Below are 13,983 nucleotides of genomic sequence, written 5' to 3'. Positions count from 1 at the left end.
GCCGCGACGATCGGCCAAGACGCGATGCTCCGGCTTCCACATCCGCAACTCCCTTGCGAATCATCCTCTTCGCAAGAGAATCACAACCGACTCTTTCGACTCAACTTCTTTCAGGATCGGCTCTTAGTCAGGCATGAGTTTTGGTATTCCGATTGAGAATTGTGATAGAGCAAAATTCCGCTCAAATAATGACCAGTTCTTAGCAATGAAGCTTGAGACATAAAAATACGACACGATGTTCGGAGTTCCAAAGAAGCGCCTGCTTCCATCATGTTTTGTTCCGCTGTACCTCGTAAATTCAGTTCGTCTCTCGTGGTATTTTTTCTCATCAAGAAGCCGTACGATCCCCTGGAAGGCTCGCTTTGCATCCTTAGAAACGAAGCAAGGAGGTAGGGTTTCTGGGTAGAGACCGGAATTTATTAAGTGAAATCTGGATTTCATGGTTCCGCTTCGAATGTATTCATATCCGGTTTTGTGGAGAACTCAATCCGTCTTCGAAAAATCCGGCATCTTGAATCCGAGCTTGCCCTGGCGCCACAGCGCGAAAGCCACGCCGCCGGCCACGATGACGAAAACGCCGAAGGCGATGTAGAGATAGATTTCCTCCTCGGTGACGAGGCCGACCGAGAATTGGTGCTTGCCGATAAAACTCTTCGCGCCGTCGTCGCTCGTCAGCTTCGCGTAGAGTACGTAATTGCCGGCGTCCTTAAAATTCTGGTCGAAATTCACCATGCCGTTGCGAAATTTCTGCACCGGCAGGCGGCCGACGACATCGGCGTCGGGGTCGGCGGCGCCGTCCGGTCCCTGGCTGCGCAGGATGCGGATGTCCCAATTCATGTCGCGCAGCTCATTGTCGGCGGCGTCGAGCACGATGACGCTCGGACCGACGTCCGGCAGGGCGACGCATTCCCGGTCGATGTTTTTCTTGGGCTGCATGGCGACGAATTTCATCGACTTGCCGCCAAGATCGATCGGACATTCCGGGTCGTAATAGTGCCAGCCGGCGGCGATTGCCGCGCATGGGCTCAGAGCCGCGAGGATCAGCAACGCGGCGCCAAAAGCAATCTTGATCAAGGTCAACCCCGCCTTCACATGCCGGCGTCGAGATAGGCCAGCATCTGATCCATGGCAAGCGCCGGTTCGGCGCAGCGGGCGTCGCCGACGATGCGGGCCGGCACGCCGGCGACGGTCTTATTGGCCGGCACCGGATCGAGCACCACGGAGCCCGCGGCGATCATGGCGCAATGGCCGATTTCGATATTGCCCAGAATTTTCGCGCCGGCGCCGATCAGCACGCCGCGCCGCACCTTCGGGTGGCGGTCGCCGCGCGCCTTGCCGGTGCCGCCGAGCGTGACGCCATGCAGCATCGACACTTCGTCCTCGACGACGCTGGTCGCGCCGATGACGACGCCGGTGGCGTGATCGATGAACACGCTCTTGCCGATCACCGCGGCGGGATGAATGTCGACCTGGAAGGTCTGCGACGACAGGCTCTGCAGAATGAGGGCGAAGTCGCTGCGGCCGTTCTTCCACAGCCAATGCGCCAGACGATAGGTCTGCAGCGCGTGGAAACCTTTGAAATAAAGCGCCGGCTCGATCAGCCGCGTGCAGGCCGGATCGCGCTCCAGCACGGCGAGAATGTCGGCGCGGAACGCCTCGACCATCGCCGGCTCGCGCGCGACGCATTCCTCGAAAGCCTGTCGGATGGCGATATATGGCGCTTCCGGCCGGTCGAGGCGCTGGGCGACGCGATGCGCGACGACGCCGGCGACGCCGTTCTGCGACAGGATCGCCGGATGCAGGAATCCGCCAAGCTCCGGCTCGCGCCGCAATACTTCTTCCGCCTCGACGCGCAGCCGAGCGAAAAACGGATCGCTCTGGGCGAAATCGATGATTTTTGCGCCCTGTTCACGCGTTTCGGCGCCCATCCGCCCCTCCTGGTTCGAGCTTATATAGCGGACCGCTTCGCCAAAGGCACGCGGGCCCCGCTCGCCGCTCTCACGGCCGGGTATCGAGAAACTCCAGCGCCGCCTGCTTGTAGATCCGGTCGCCGACCGCCCGGTTGTGGTCGCGCCCAGGAATGTCGACAATTCGGACATTGGGGAAGAATTCGGCCAGAGGATGCGGGTCGCCGGCGACGTCGTCGCGGGTGCCGACGCAGATCAATACCGGCGCGGCGATTTGGGCGAGCAGCTCGGGCGCAAGGGTCCGGCGCGGGCCCCGCGCGCAGGCGGCGAGCGCCGCGAGATCGCTGCGGGTGGATTCGGCGAAGCCGCGAAAGATTTTCAGCGTCGAATCGTCAATGTCCTCGATGCGCTCCGCCTCCATGGCTTCGGCAAGACCGCGGAGGAGCCCCGTGTCCTCGATCAAATGTTCGCCGACGCCGCCAAGGATGAGGGAGCGCACGCGCTCTGGAGCGGTCAGCGCTAGAACGGTGGCGACGCGTCCGCCGAGCGAATAGCCCATCACGTCGGCGCGCGGGATCGACAGATGATCAAGCAGATGCGCGACATCCCCTGCCATCAGGTCGAGACTATAGAGCGCCGGATCATACAGCTTGGCGGACTGGCCATGACCGCGATTGTCTAACGCGATGACGCGGCGGCCGTCTTCGGTCAGCGTCTTGACCCATTGCGTGAACAGCCAGTTCACCGCATGGGTCGAGGCGAAGCCATGCACGAGTACGATCGGTTCGCCGCGATCTTCGGTTAGGGGCTCGAAATCCACATAGGCTATCTCGACGCCATTCGACTGGAACGTTTGCATTAGAAATCCTACTTAGGGTCCTTTATCTAACTGCTTGCGCCGACGACACAAGGCCGCCGGGCGCCGAAAGTAAATGCGCTATTGCCATTCGCGCCGCCAGCCGGTAAACGAGCGGGCGCGTCGCCGACCTGGATAAACCACGGGGCTGTGGCGGAACAGGCGCCCGTAGCTCAGCTGGATAGAGCACCAGACTACGAATCTGGGGGTCAGAGGTTCGAATCCTTTCGGGCGCGCCACCTTACAAATTTCGTGACTTTGCCGCCCGCTGGCGCGCAATCGCCGTGCCGAGGCGCCGGCAGCCCCACAAACCGCCCGATGATTGAACCGCTTCCGGATCGCCGTGCGGGGCCTAAGGGTCAGCGTACGGGCGGGGGAGCCGGATAGATACAAACGGGCCGAGATTAGCCTGTATCAGCAGTTGATACGCGGCGGCTTGATACATGTATCATTTAATGATACATTCGGCTTGTGATCAGGAGCTTCCGGAACAAGACGACAGAAGCCGTCTTTAACGGCGAAAGTCCGAAGCGCTTTCCGGCCGACTTGGTCAAAGCGGCGCGCCGGAAGCTGCGCTACCTCAACGCCGCAGTCGATCTCGGCGATTTGAGGTCGCCTCCGGGCAACAGGCTTGAATCGCTCGTGGGCAATCGCCGGGGGCAATACTCGATCCGTATCAACGACCAGTTCCGCGTATGCTTTGTTTGGACGGTGGAAGGACCGGCGGAAGTCGAGATCGCGGACTACCACTAAAGGAGGATGTTCCAGTGACGAAGAAACTCAAACCCATGCATCCCGGCGAGGTTTTGCGGGAAGAGTTCCTCGTTCCGCTCGAAATGTCGGCAGGCGCTCTTGCCAAGGTCTGCTGCTTGCCTCGCACGCGAATTGAGCGAATCGCCAACGAGCAAACTGGCGTCACGGCCGATACCGCGCTTCGGCTCGCCAAGGCGCTCGGCACAACGGCGCAACTTTGGCTGAATCTGCAGACCGATTATGATGTTCAAGTCGCGGAGCGCGAACTTGCCAGAACTCTCGACCGCATCGAGACCGTGAACAAGCCGAAGGCGGCCTAACTAAACGGCGGAGCGCAATCTCGCACGGCGTCAAAAATTTTGGGAAGGACGCGCGCGGCGGGACTCTTGCGGCGCGCTACGCCTTCGCCATCGATGCGACACTGCTGCGCGCCCGATTGCATCCCTCCGCAGCCGGCGTTATGAAGACACCTGTCCATCCCTAGCGACTTACGCCGATTGGTGTCGGCGACTGAGCGCGTCAGGAGAGCAACATGGTCGCGGTCACCTTCCCCGACGGGGCGTCCCGTCAGTTTGAGCCCGGCGTTTCGGGCGTCGATATCGCCAAGAGCATTTCCCCCTCTCTCGCCAAGCGCAGCGTCGCGATGACGCTCGACGGCGCGCTCGTCGATCTCGCGAGCCCGGTCGAGCGCGACGCGAGAATCGAATTCGTCACGCGCGACGATCCGCGCGCGCTAGAACTCATTCGCCATGACGCTGCGCATGTGCTCGCGGAAGCGGTGCAGGAACTCTATCCCGGCACGCAGGTGACGATCGGTCCCGTCATCGAGAACGGCTTCTATTACGACTTCTTCCGCGCCGAGCCCTTTACGCTCGAAGATTTACCGCCGATCGAAAAGAAGATGCGCGAGATCGTCGCGCGCGACGCCAAGATCACGCGCGAAGTTTGGAATCGCGACGACGCCAAGCAATGGTTCTTAACGAAGGGCGAGATTTTCAAGGGCGAACTCATCGACGCGATTAAATCCGACGAGCCGCTCTCGATCTATAAGCAGGGCCAGTGGCTCGACCTTTGTCGCGGCCCGCATATGCCGTCGGTCGGCAAGGTCGGCACGGCCTTCAAGCTGATGAAGGTCGCCGGCGCCTATTGGCGCGGCGATCACAATAATCCCATGTTGTCGCGCATCTACGGCACGGCCTGGGCGACGCAGGAGGAGCTCGACGCCTATCTGCATCGGCTGGAGGAAGCCGAACGGCGCGACCATCGGCGGCTCGGGCGCGAGATGGACCTCTTCCATTTCCAGGAGGAAGGGCCGGGCGCGATTTTCTGGCACCCCAAGGGCTGGAAGCTGTTCCAGAACGTCATCTCCTACATGCGCCGGCGCCTGAAGGCCGACTATGAGGAAGTCAACGCGCCGTTGCTTCTCGACAAGACGCTATGGGAGACATCGGGCCATTGGGAATGGTTCCGCGAAAACATGTTCGTCTCGCAGCCCGCGCGCGAGCTGACGGACGAAGACCGGCTTTACGCGATCAAGCCGATGAACTGTCCCGGCCATATCCAGATTTTCAAACATGGCCTGAAGTCGTACCGCGATCTGCCGCTGCGCATGGCCGAGTTCGGAATCGTGCATCGCTATGAGCCGTCCGGCGCGCTGCATGGCCTGTTGCGCGTGCGCGCCTTCACGCAGGACGACGCGCATGTGTTCTGCACCGAAGAGCAGATGGCCGAGGAATGTCTCAAGATCAACGATCTCATTCTTTCGACCTATTCGGATTTCGGCTTTGAGGAAGTCGTCGTGAAACTCTCGACGCGTCCGGAAAAGCGCGTCGGTTCGGATGAAGCCTGGGATCAGGCCGAAGCGATCATGACGCGCGTCTTGAGCGACATCGAAGCGCGCTCGGGCGGACGCATCAAGACGGGGATCAATCCGGGCGAGGGCGCGTTCTACGGTCCCAAGTTCGAATATACGCTGCGCGACGCGATCGGCCGCGAATGGCAATGCGGCACGACTCAGGTCGACTTCAATCTGCCTTCGCGCTTTGGCGCCTATTACATCGGCCCGGACAGCGACAAGAAGATTCCGGTGATGATCCATCGCGCGATCTTCGGTTCGCTCGAACGCTTCACCGGCATTCTGATCGAGCATTACGCCGGACATTTGCCGCTGTGGCTGTCGCCGCTGCAGATCGTCGTCTGCACGATCACGCAGGACGCCGACGACTACGCCTATGAGGTCGCCGCGGCGGCGCGAAAGCTCGGGCTTGCGGTCGAGGTCGACGCGCGCAACGAGAAGATCACCTATAAGGTGCGCGAACATTCGCTGGCGAAGGTTCCAGTGCTTCTCGTCGCCGGCAAGAAAGAGGCGGCGGAACGCACGATCTCGATGCGCCGGCTCGGCTCGCAGGCGCAGACGCAGCTGCCCCTCGACGAGGCATTGAAGCTGCTCGCTGACGAAGCGACGCCGCCGGATATGCGGAGATAGTTTCGCCTGAAGGGCGTAACGCCGGGCGCTCCTTCTCCCTTAGAGAGAAGGTGGCGCGCGAAGCGCAAAGGATGAAGGGAAGGCGCCCGACGGATAGAGCCGGAGCGTCCCTCCACCCGACTCCGCTTTAGGGAGCCATCGTCTCCGCAGGGGACAGGGTGGCGTGCGCCTCGATCGTCAGATCGACAGGCGCAAGAAAGACAAAAGCCCCGTCGCCATGAAGCGCGGGGCTTTTAAAACGCGGAGCGAAGCAGATCAGGCGCTCGCGGCCGCCTGCTTCTTCTCGATTTCGCGCTTGAGCGTGCGGGCGTTCTGCGAAAGGTCCTCGCGCTTCGCCTTGAGCAGGAAGGCGTCGAGCCCGCCGCGATGCTCGACCGAACGCAGCGCCGCCGCCGAAATGCGCAGCCGCACCGATCGCGCCAGCGCTTCCGAGGCGAGCGTGACATTGACGAGATTGGGCAGAAAGCGAGTCTTCGTCTTCCGGTTCGAGTGGCTGACGAGATGGCCAGTCTGCACGCCCTTTCCGGTGAGCTCGCAACGGCGGGACATGGCGGTTCCTTTCGCTTTAAATCTTCCCCGCGCAGGTCAGGCGCGTCAGACGCCAAAGGCCGCCAGCGGGGGTGAAAAAGACAGCGAGGCGCGACGCCGAAACGCCGAGCCTCGATTGCGGGCGCTTATAGAGGCAAAGCGCCGCAGCCGTCAACCAAGTCGCGGGCGTATCGGCTCCTGGCTCGAGCGCGGCGACGCTGCGGCGCACACGCCTCTGGACATCGGCTTCGTTCTGGGTTCTAAGCCTCCCGTCGCACCGGACAGGCCAGGTCGCGCAGCCGCGCGCCGTTCCCTTTGCCGGGAATCATTGAGAAATCGAGGGCCAGGAGACCGTCTCCCGCCGGGCGCGTCGCCTGAAGGCCGCGTAAGAAGCGTAAATCGAGGGAAAGGTTGGGGAAATTCAATGGCCAAAGCGATTTTGCACATGCTCAGCACGTTGAAGCATATGAGCCCCTTCGACGTAAATATGGCCCTCGACGCCGGCTATGACGCGGCGATTCCCTACACCAATGTCACGCTCGACGAAGTCACCGCCCTCGTGCAGGACGCGATGTTTTCGCGTGCGCCGTCGGCGGCGCTGCGCACCGGCATTTTCTTCGCCGGCCGAGACGCGGTGCTCGCGCTCGACATGATGGACGCGGCGAAGAAAGCGCTGCTCAAGCCCTTCGAAGTGTCGCTGTTCGCCGATCCCTATGGCTCCTTCACCACCGCCGGCGCGATGGTCGCCTGCGTCGAGAAAATTCTGCGCGAGAAGAAGCAGCGCGAACTTAAGGGCGCCAAGGTGGTCATTTACGGCGCGACCGGCGTCGTCGGCTATTCCGCTGCGGTCATTTCAGCGCTGGAGGGCGCCGAGGTCACCGTTGTCGGCTACAGCGGCCTCGAGCGCGTCGCGAAGCTCGCCAACGAAATGTGCAAACGTTTCGACATCAAGGTGGCGCCGGCGGACGGCTCCAGTCCCGAACAGGTGCGTGCGCTGCTTTGCCAGCATGAAATCGCGCTTTGCGCGGCGCGCGCCGGAGTCCAGGTGATTTCGAAGGACGATCTCGCCGCCGCCAAGGATCTGTTGATCGCCGCCGACGTCAACGCCGTGCCGCCGCTCGGCGTCGAAGGATGCGGCCTGCACGACAATGGCGCGGTTGTTTCGCCGCATGGCGCGCTCGGCATCGGGGCGCTGGCGATCGGCAATGTCAAATATGGCGCCGAGTCTGGCCTCTTCAAGAAAATGGCGTCGTCGGACGAGCCGCTCTGTCTCGACTTCCGTCACGCTTTCGCGCTGGCGCGCGAACTCGTCTGACGCGCGGGCGCGCCAGGGCCCGCCTTGGCAAACAGCCGCAAAAATGGTTGAGTCCGCGCCGCGGGCGGCAGCTTGCGGGGCTTTCTCATCGCCGCGCGCCCCTCGCGCGGCGCGCATAAGGCGCTTCAGGCGCTAGGTTTTTGGGAGAAAAAATATGGCAGTAATCAACAAGATGCTGGTCGGCGAGTCGCTGGTCGGCGACGGCAACGAAGTGGCGCATATCGACCTGATCATGGGTCCGCGCGGTTCGGCGGCCGAACTCGCCTTCGCCAATGCGCTGGTCAACAACAAGGACGGCTTCACGACGCTGCTCGCGGTGGTCGCGCCGAACCTTCTGTGCAAGCCCAACACGATCCTGTTCAACAAGGTGACGATCAAGGGCGCCAAGCAGGCGGTGCAGATGTTTGGCCCGGCGCAGCATGGCGTCGCCAAGGCGGTTGCGGATTCGGTGGCCGAAGGCGTGATCCCGGTCGACGAAGCCGACGACATCTTCATTTCGGTCGGCGTGTTCATTCACTGGGACGCTTCGGACGACAAGAAGATCCAGGACTTCAACTACACCGCGACGAAGGAAGCGATTGCGCGCGCCGTCAAGGGCGAGCCGAAGGCTTCCGAAGTCGTCGCCAAGCGCAACGAAGCCAAGCACCCCTTCGCGCCGAACTGAGACTGCGCGTAGATTTTCGAGATCGAAGGGGAGCCATGCGGCTCCCCTTTTCTTTTGGGAGAAGCGCGTGGCGGCGGTCATCGGCTGGGATATCGGCGGCGCGCACGTAAAGGCGGCGCGCGCGGACGACGGGCGTTTGATGCAGATCGTTCAGCTCGCCTGCGCTCCGCATGAGAGCGTCGCGAGCCTGGAGCTGGCGCTTCGTGACGCGCGCGGGGCGCTCGGCGACGCCGAGCGCCATCGCGTCACGATGACCGCGGAACTCTCCGACGCTTTTGAAAGCCGGGCGCGCGGGGTCATCGCTGTGGCCGCGATCGCTGCGCGCGAAATCGGCGTCGGCGAGATTGCTTTCTACGCTGGCGAGCGCGGCTTTATTTCGCGTGACGATGTGGGCGCGAATGTCGACGCTGTCGCCTCCGCCAATTGGCGCGTCTCCGCCGAACTCGTCGCGCGTTATTGCGCAGATGCGCTGTTCATCGACATCGGATCGACGACGACGGACATGACGCCGATTTACGCTGGCCGCCTCGCAGCGCTTGGCGCGAGCGACGCTGAGCGACTCGCTTATGGCGAACTCGCCTATGCAGGCTTTTCGCGCGGCGCGCCTCAGGCTTACGCTGCTCGCGCGCCGGTCGCTGGAAGATGGACGCCGCTCGTCAATGAAGCCTTCGCCTCGATGGCCGACCTGCGGCGCGTCCTCGGCGATCTCTCCGAGGGCGAAACCGACGCCGATCTTTCGCCGACGGCGGACGGACGTCCCAAGACCATTGCGGCTTCGCGGGCGCGGCTGGCGCGTCTCGCCGGGCGCGACGCCGCAGACCTCACTGACGAGCAGTTGTGCGCCTTCGCGCACTATCTCGCTCGCGCGCAATTGCGCGCGATCGAAGATCAGATTGCATTGCTCGAATCGCGCGACGCGATAGCGCCCGACGCGCTAATCGTCGGCGCCGGCGTCGGCCGCAAGCTCGCTGCGGGTTTGGCGCACGCGCATGGCCGCGCCTTCATCGATTTCGCCGAGTTGATCGCCGCGCCGCCGGCTTTGGCCGATGCGGCCGCCAATTGCGCACCGGCGTCGGCCCTCGCCTTGCTCGCCGAGCCATAGGCGCGCTTAACGAGAACGCGCGGCCTGCGGCGCAGCGTTCGCCCCGGCGTCGTTCAGATGCTCGTCGATTTTCGCTTTCACCATGTCCCAGGCTTCGCGCTCGGCCTCGCCGGCGGTCTTGTCGATGGCGATCTGCAGATAGGCGAGTTCGCTCTCGATCTTTTCGCGCGGCAGCATGCCGAGACGCGTCGCGAGTATCGCCGCTTCCAGCACCGCCGCGCGCGCCCGATTCATGCCGAGATATGCGCGATGCGATTCGATCCGCCTTACCCTGCAGAAGAAGCGCGGACGCAGCTCATGCTCCTCGACTCGCACGACGGCGAGTTCGGCGTGCGCGAGGGCGGCGGAAAGGCGCGGCGCGGGCCAACCGTCAATATCGGTCAGCGGCCAATTGCGGCGCCCCACGACAAGGCCGGCAAAAATCCGCGAATCGTCGGTGAAGCTCGCGGTCAGTTTCGGATGATGCGTCAGATTATACAGGGTCGACGAGGGACGAAACGGCGCGGCGATCCAGTAACTCTCCTCCTCGATCAATCCGAGCGGCGCAATATGCGGTCGGCCTTCCGGCGACAGCGTCGTGACGACACATTCATGTATCAGAGGCATCTTTCGCAGGTCCTTCGCCCGCTTTGCGCATGGTGTGGCCCATTTCCTTGAAGCGGGTCGCGTCTTCTTCGTTAACGTCCGTCGCGACGCCGAAGTCGAGCGGCTCGTCCTGACGATAGCGCTTGCCAAGTTTGTAAGCGAGCTCCGCCTTCATCAATTCGGCGCCAAGGTAAAAGGCGTGGGCGCCGTCATGTTCGACGGCAAGATGCGGGAAGAGCGCCATAGCGTCGGCCGCGACATGATGGAAGCCTTTCGCATAGATATGGACGCCGTCCCGCGTCGTCTCTATGCGAAAATTAGCGTCGCGCAGTTCGCGCGCAAGCTCGGCGATCTCTTCCGGCGTCGCGGCGTAGGGCTTGCGGTCGTGAATCTGCAGCAGCGCGTCGCTGTAACCTTTCGGCAGGGCGCGGTCGGCGCGCGCCGCATACATCAGCCGCCTTGCCGCGTCGTGCTCCTGAAGCGTGCGCCTTGTATGAGGCGAGACCTGCACCGTGAGCAGATGGCGGATATCGAGTTCGGAACATATGCCGAGCATCGCCGCGGTCACGCCGGCTGAGTCGGCGTCGGTCAGCTCGGTGAGATTGCCCGTGCCCATCATGATCTCGGCATCGGGCTCGCGGGCGCGAAGCTCGACATAGCGGGCGATCGAATAGGCGAAGCCGAAATGAATCGGATCGAGAATCGGATCGAGAATGGCGCTGATTCCGCGATCGCGCGCGCGCCGCGCGGCGCGCTGCAGGGAATCGAGATCGCCATGCGGTCGAGGCGTCAGCACCGGAACGATGGGCGAATTGTCCGGCAGGATCGAAAGCGTTTCCTCATCGAGGCTGAGAAGGTGGTCGACGCCGGCTCTCGCCGCGCGTTCAAGCTCGGCGACATCGGCCGAGTCGACGCTCACCTTCAAACCTTCGGCCTTGAGCGCAGCGATAGTTGCTTCAAGATGAACGAAAGGCGTGTCCGGCAGACAGCCAAGATCGATCACGTCAGCGCCGCCTGCGACGAGTTCGCGCGCTTTGACGAGAATATCCGTCACGCTCATTTTCGACGCGTCGACGATCTCGGCGAATATCTGCATGTCGTAGCGCGAGAGGTCTGGCTTCGCGCCGCCGCGGCCGAGATAGGCGGGAAGATCGGCGATTTCTTCAGGCCCCCGTTCGAAGGCGACGCTAAAATCCTCGGTTAGCGCGGCGAGATCGGCGCGACAGCGGCCGGGCAGGATCACGCGGTCCGCTTGGACCGGCCGCGGCAGGCGACGCTGAATGATTTCCTGGGTCATCAGCGCCGCGACCTTCACGCCGATGTCGTGGATGCGCCAATCTCGCGCGGCTTCGCCGAAGCTCGCGACCATGCGCTCCAATCGCGGCAAAGCGAGGTGGCCGGTCAGGAACAGCAGGCGCTCGCTCATGCGGAGCTTTCGTTTAAGGTTGCGGCTCGACTTCGCGGCGGCGGCGCTCCACCGCCTCCTGCAGCGCCGCAAGGCTTTCGACGACCTGCGTCGCCTCAAAAGATTTGAGCGCGTCGGTGTTCTGCAGATCGATGCGACGCGGATAGACCATCACCATGCCCTTTGGCGCGCGCGTTTCAAGTTCGGGCGCGGTGTCGCAGGCGAAGACGATCGTCGGCACGCGGCATTTGCCGGCCTGCGCAAACACATTCGTGGCGAGATTGTCGGAAATGCCGACGACGCATTTCGCCACCGTGTTCGAGGTCGCGGGCGCCAACACCAGCGTGTGGTAGAAATTGTAGTAGAAATTTCCGACCGGCGCGGCGCTTGCCGTGGTGTCCTTGAAAATGCGCACATTCGCCGGCAGCGCCAGATCGTGCTTATACATGCGCACGACTTCGGCCGCCGCCTTGCTGACGAAGAGATCGACGTGATCGAGCGCGCGGATCATGTCGAGACATTCAGTGAAGAAATGGCCCGATCCGGTGAGCGCCCAACCCCAGCGCGGCGTGACGACTTTCTTTTTTGTCATTAGGCGGACTTCCGCGTTGGAAAAGTTGAGATGGCTGCGCCCGGCGTTACGCCCTCGGCGAGGAGCGCCGCGGCGAGCGGGAGAGACGAGGGGCCCGCGATGAAGAGCGGCGTTTCATCGAGATAATCCGGAAACGCCGGATCGACAACGCCTTTCCGCACAATCTCGCTTAGCGGCGCGCCATCGCCGACATCAACGCTCTTGATCAGAAGCAATGCTCGGGCGACGGTTTTCTTTGCAAGCCAAGCGGCGAGACTGTCGGAGGTCACGTCCCAACCGGGCGCTATGTCATCGGCGTTGGCGACCATCGCGCTCGCGCGCCAAAGGGCGACGCGCCCTCGCGCATGCGCCGATCTAATCGCATCAAGCGAGGCGACGAGTTCGAACGCAGGCTCGCGGCTCGCCAGCGCCAAGGCGTATTGCTCCATCGCCAGAACCGCCATGGCGTGGGCGGTTCTGTCGTCGTAGCGCATGACCGGCTGCGCGGCGCGCACCGCGTCGGCGAAAGGTCCGCCGCCGGAAACGATCGTCAGCGGCCCGGAATAGCCCTTCAGCGCCGTAAGCCAATCGGCGAGCGCCGGCGACGCATGCAGGCTGCCGCCGAGTTTGATGATGAGCGGCGCGCTATTTAACGGCATCGATGCGCATCGGCGCCGGCTGCAGGCGACGCGCCTCCTCATGGGCGCGGGCGCGGCTGATCCTCACGCCGACGGCGCCTGGCGCGACGTCGAGCTTTTCGACCTGCACGGTCACTGATCGCACACGCTCATGCAGCAGCACGCTTTCGGCGAGTCGCTCGGCGATCGTTTCGACAAGCTCGATATGGCCGCCGGCGAGAATCATTTTGATCGCGTCCATGATCACGTCATAGGAAAAGATCGAGCGCATGTCGTCGGAGCCGTTGACGCGCGTCACTTCGGCTTCGACGTTGAAGCGTACGCGCTGCGTATGGCCGTGTTCATGGGCGTAAGCGCCGATCTCGACCGGCGCGACATAATCCTTGAGGAAGACGCAATCCGTGTCATTCGCGCCCGGCGGTTCGATATAGCCGCGGCCGAGGAACGCCCATTCAGCGTGAAACGCGGCATGCGCGTCGCGCGCTGAAGGGATCAGATCGCGGATCAGCGTCGTGGCGCTTGCGTCGATAGCGGCGCGGCGCTCGCCATGAAGACAGAGCGCGCCGCGAAAGCCGAGCACGTCGGCGCCGACGACGAGCAGGCGCGGCACGTCGGGAGGCTCCAATGCGCCGGCGAGTCCGGAGGCGAGGCCGAGATTGTGGCAGCAGGCGACGAATTCGGACAGCGCGCCGACGCTCATATAGTCCAGCAGCCGGCCTTTCGTCTTATGCGCGGTATCGAGCATCGCGCCGTGAAAGCCTGCGCCGGCCAGCGGTTCGAGAATATCGAACTCGGGTCCGAGATCGGCGAAGAGCACGGCGACGAGCCGCGTTCTTTCGGTCAGCGGCGCCAGCGCGTCGATGATCTCGACGGCGTCGGGCGTCGCCGGCAGTGCGAATTTTACATAATCGACGCCCGCGGCGACGACCTCTTCGAAAGCGCGCAGCGCATGCGCGACGTCGTGGGGAAGCTCGACCACGGCGCTGACCGGCCGGCGCCCATCGACGAAGTTGACGATCTCGGCGATTGCATCCAGCGGCAGAGCGCCGAGCGCGCCGCGCGAGGGGGCCTTGCAGTCGATGATGTCGGCGCCGCGCGCAAGGGCGATTTCCGCCTCCTCGCGGGAAAGAACGCTCGCCAGCATCAAGGTCATAAGTTCATGGCTCCGGTTGGG

Annotated in this window: 15 protein-coding genes and 1 tRNA gene; 7 read left to right on the top strand and 9 right to left on the bottom strand. The window is 63.1% G+C overall.

What is annotated here, in order from left to right:
• Nucleotides 1–483 precede the first annotated feature (483 nt).
• The 3 genes from AB7I51_RS10890 to AB7I51_RS10880 all read right to left on the bottom strand — a co-directional run bounded on the left by AB7I51_RS10890 (nucleotide 484) and on the right by AB7I51_RS10880 (nucleotide 2,766).
• Entirely contained in the window at nucleotides 484–1,074 is a 591-nt protein-coding gene (locus tag AB7I51_RS10890; RefSeq protein ID WP_428405436.1) for a hypothetical protein, read from the bottom strand.
• A 14-nt stretch (nucleotides 1,075–1,088) separates the two neighbouring features.
• Nucleotides 1,089–1,928 (bottom strand): serine O-acetyltransferase, encoded by an 840-nt coding sequence (gene cysE, locus AB7I51_RS10885; RefSeq protein WP_428405437.1) that lies wholly within the window; start codon nucleotides 1,926–1,928, stop codon nucleotides 1,089–1,091.
• Nucleotides 1,929–1,998: 70 nt separating this feature from the next.
• Nucleotides 1,999–2,766, bottom strand: a complete 768-nt coding sequence (locus AB7I51_RS10880; RefSeq protein WP_428405438.1) for an alpha/beta fold hydrolase — start codon at nucleotides 2,764–2,766, stop codon at nucleotides 1,999–2,001.
• Nucleotides 2,767–2,925: 159 nt separating this feature from the next.
• Between AB7I51_RS10880 and AB7I51_RS10875 the strand changes: the two genes are divergently transcribed.
• The 4 genes from AB7I51_RS10875 (at nucleotide 2,926) to thrS (ending at nucleotide 6,001) form a co-directional block, all read left to right on the top strand.
• Nucleotides 2,926–3,002 (top strand) — tRNA-Arg (locus tag AB7I51_RS10875).
• Nucleotides 3,003–3,234: 232 nt separating this feature from the next.
• Nucleotides 3,235–3,516: a type II toxin-antitoxin system RelE/ParE family toxin gene (locus tag AB7I51_RS10870; RefSeq protein ID WP_428405439.1), complete on the top strand. Its 282-nt coding sequence runs from the start codon at nucleotides 3,235–3,237 to the stop codon at nucleotides 3,514–3,516.
• A gap of 14 nt (nucleotides 3,517–3,530) precedes the next feature.
• Nucleotides 3,531–3,836, top strand: a complete 306-nt coding sequence (locus AB7I51_RS10865; RefSeq protein ID WP_428405440.1) for a HigA family addiction module antitoxin — start codon at nucleotides 3,531–3,533, stop codon at nucleotides 3,834–3,836.
• Nucleotides 3,837–4,048: 212 nt separating this feature from the next.
• Complete coding sequence (gene thrS, locus AB7I51_RS10860; RefSeq protein WP_428405441.1) at nucleotides 4,049–6,001, top strand: threonine--tRNA ligase; 1,953 nt, start codon at nucleotides 4,049–4,051, stop codon at nucleotides 5,999–6,001.
• 255 nt (nucleotides 6,002–6,256) lie between these two features.
• Here thrS and rpmB read toward each other — a convergent pair whose 3' ends face one another.
• Nucleotides 6,257–6,550 carry a 50S ribosomal protein L28 gene (gene rpmB, locus AB7I51_RS10855; protein ID WP_428405442.1) on the bottom strand — a complete coding sequence of 98 codons (294 nt, stop codon included), beginning with the start codon at nucleotides 6,548–6,550 and terminating at the stop codon, nucleotides 6,257–6,259.
• Between the two features lie 403 nt (nucleotides 6,551–6,953).
• Here rpmB and AB7I51_RS10850 point away from each other — a divergent pair, with 403 nt between their 5' ends.
• From AB7I51_RS10850 to AB7I51_RS10840, 3 genes are all read left to right on the top strand, one after another.
• Nucleotides 6,954–7,844 (top strand): NAD(P)-dependent methylenetetrahydromethanopterin dehydrogenase, encoded by an 891-nt coding sequence (locus AB7I51_RS10850; protein WP_428405443.1) that lies wholly within the window; start codon nucleotides 6,954–6,956, stop codon nucleotides 7,842–7,844.
• 154 nt (nucleotides 7,845–7,998) lie between these two features.
• The gene (fae, locus tag AB7I51_RS10845) at nucleotides 7,999–8,508 is read left to right on the top strand and encodes a formaldehyde-activating enzyme (protein ID WP_428406197.1); all 510 of its coding nucleotides are present in this window, start codon (nucleotides 7,999–8,001) and stop codon (nucleotides 8,506–8,508) included.
• Between the two features lie 67 nt (nucleotides 8,509–8,575).
• Entirely contained in the window at nucleotides 8,576–9,610 is a 1,035-nt protein-coding gene (locus tag AB7I51_RS10840) for a hydantoinase/oxoprolinase family protein (protein WP_428404693.1), read from the top strand.
• Nucleotides 9,611–9,616: 6 nt separating this feature from the next.
• On the opposite strand, the gene AB7I51_RS10835 is transcribed toward AB7I51_RS10840, so the two are convergent.
• Genes AB7I51_RS10835 through AB7I51_RS10815 form a run of 5 tightly spaced genes read right to left on the bottom strand, consistent with a single transcriptional unit; the run spans nucleotide 9,617 to nucleotide 13,962 of the window.
• Nucleotides 9,617–10,216 carry a DUF447 domain-containing protein gene (locus AB7I51_RS10835; protein WP_428404694.1) on the bottom strand — a complete coding sequence of 200 codons (600 nt, stop codon included), beginning with the start codon at nucleotides 10,214–10,216 and terminating at the stop codon, nucleotides 9,617–9,619.
• On the bottom strand, nucleotides 10,200–11,621 hold the full coding sequence (locus tag AB7I51_RS10830; RefSeq protein ID WP_428404695.1) for a DUF6513 domain-containing protein: 1,422 nt from the start codon (nucleotides 11,619–11,621) through the stop codon (nucleotides 10,200–10,202). The genes AB7I51_RS10835 and AB7I51_RS10830 overlap by 17 nt, the downstream gene beginning before the upstream one ends.
• Nucleotides 11,622–11,634: 13 nt before the next feature.
• Nucleotides 11,635–12,192: a flavoprotein gene (locus tag AB7I51_RS10825; protein ID WP_428404696.1), complete on the bottom strand. Its 558-nt coding sequence runs from the start codon at nucleotides 12,190–12,192 to the stop codon at nucleotides 11,635–11,637.
• Nucleotides 12,192–12,830: a uridylate kinase gene (locus tag AB7I51_RS10820; RefSeq protein ID WP_428404697.1), complete on the bottom strand. Its 639-nt coding sequence runs from the start codon at nucleotides 12,828–12,830 to the stop codon at nucleotides 12,192–12,194. Before AB7I51_RS10820 ends, AB7I51_RS10825 begins: the two co-directional genes overlap by 1 nt.
• Complete coding sequence (locus AB7I51_RS10815) at nucleotides 12,817–13,962, bottom strand: (5-formylfuran-3-yl)methyl phosphate synthase (RefSeq protein WP_428404698.1); 1,146 nt, start codon at nucleotides 13,960–13,962, stop codon at nucleotides 12,817–12,819. Before AB7I51_RS10815 ends, AB7I51_RS10820 begins: the two co-directional genes overlap by 14 nt.
• Nucleotides 13,963–13,983 lie beyond the last annotated feature (21 nt).

It is taken from the genome of Methylocystis sp., from assembly GCF_050246715.1.
GTDB lineage: Bacteria > Pseudomonadota > Alphaproteobacteria > Rhizobiales > Beijerinckiaceae > Methylocystis.
This window is presented reverse-complemented; position numbering and strand designations above follow the sequence as displayed.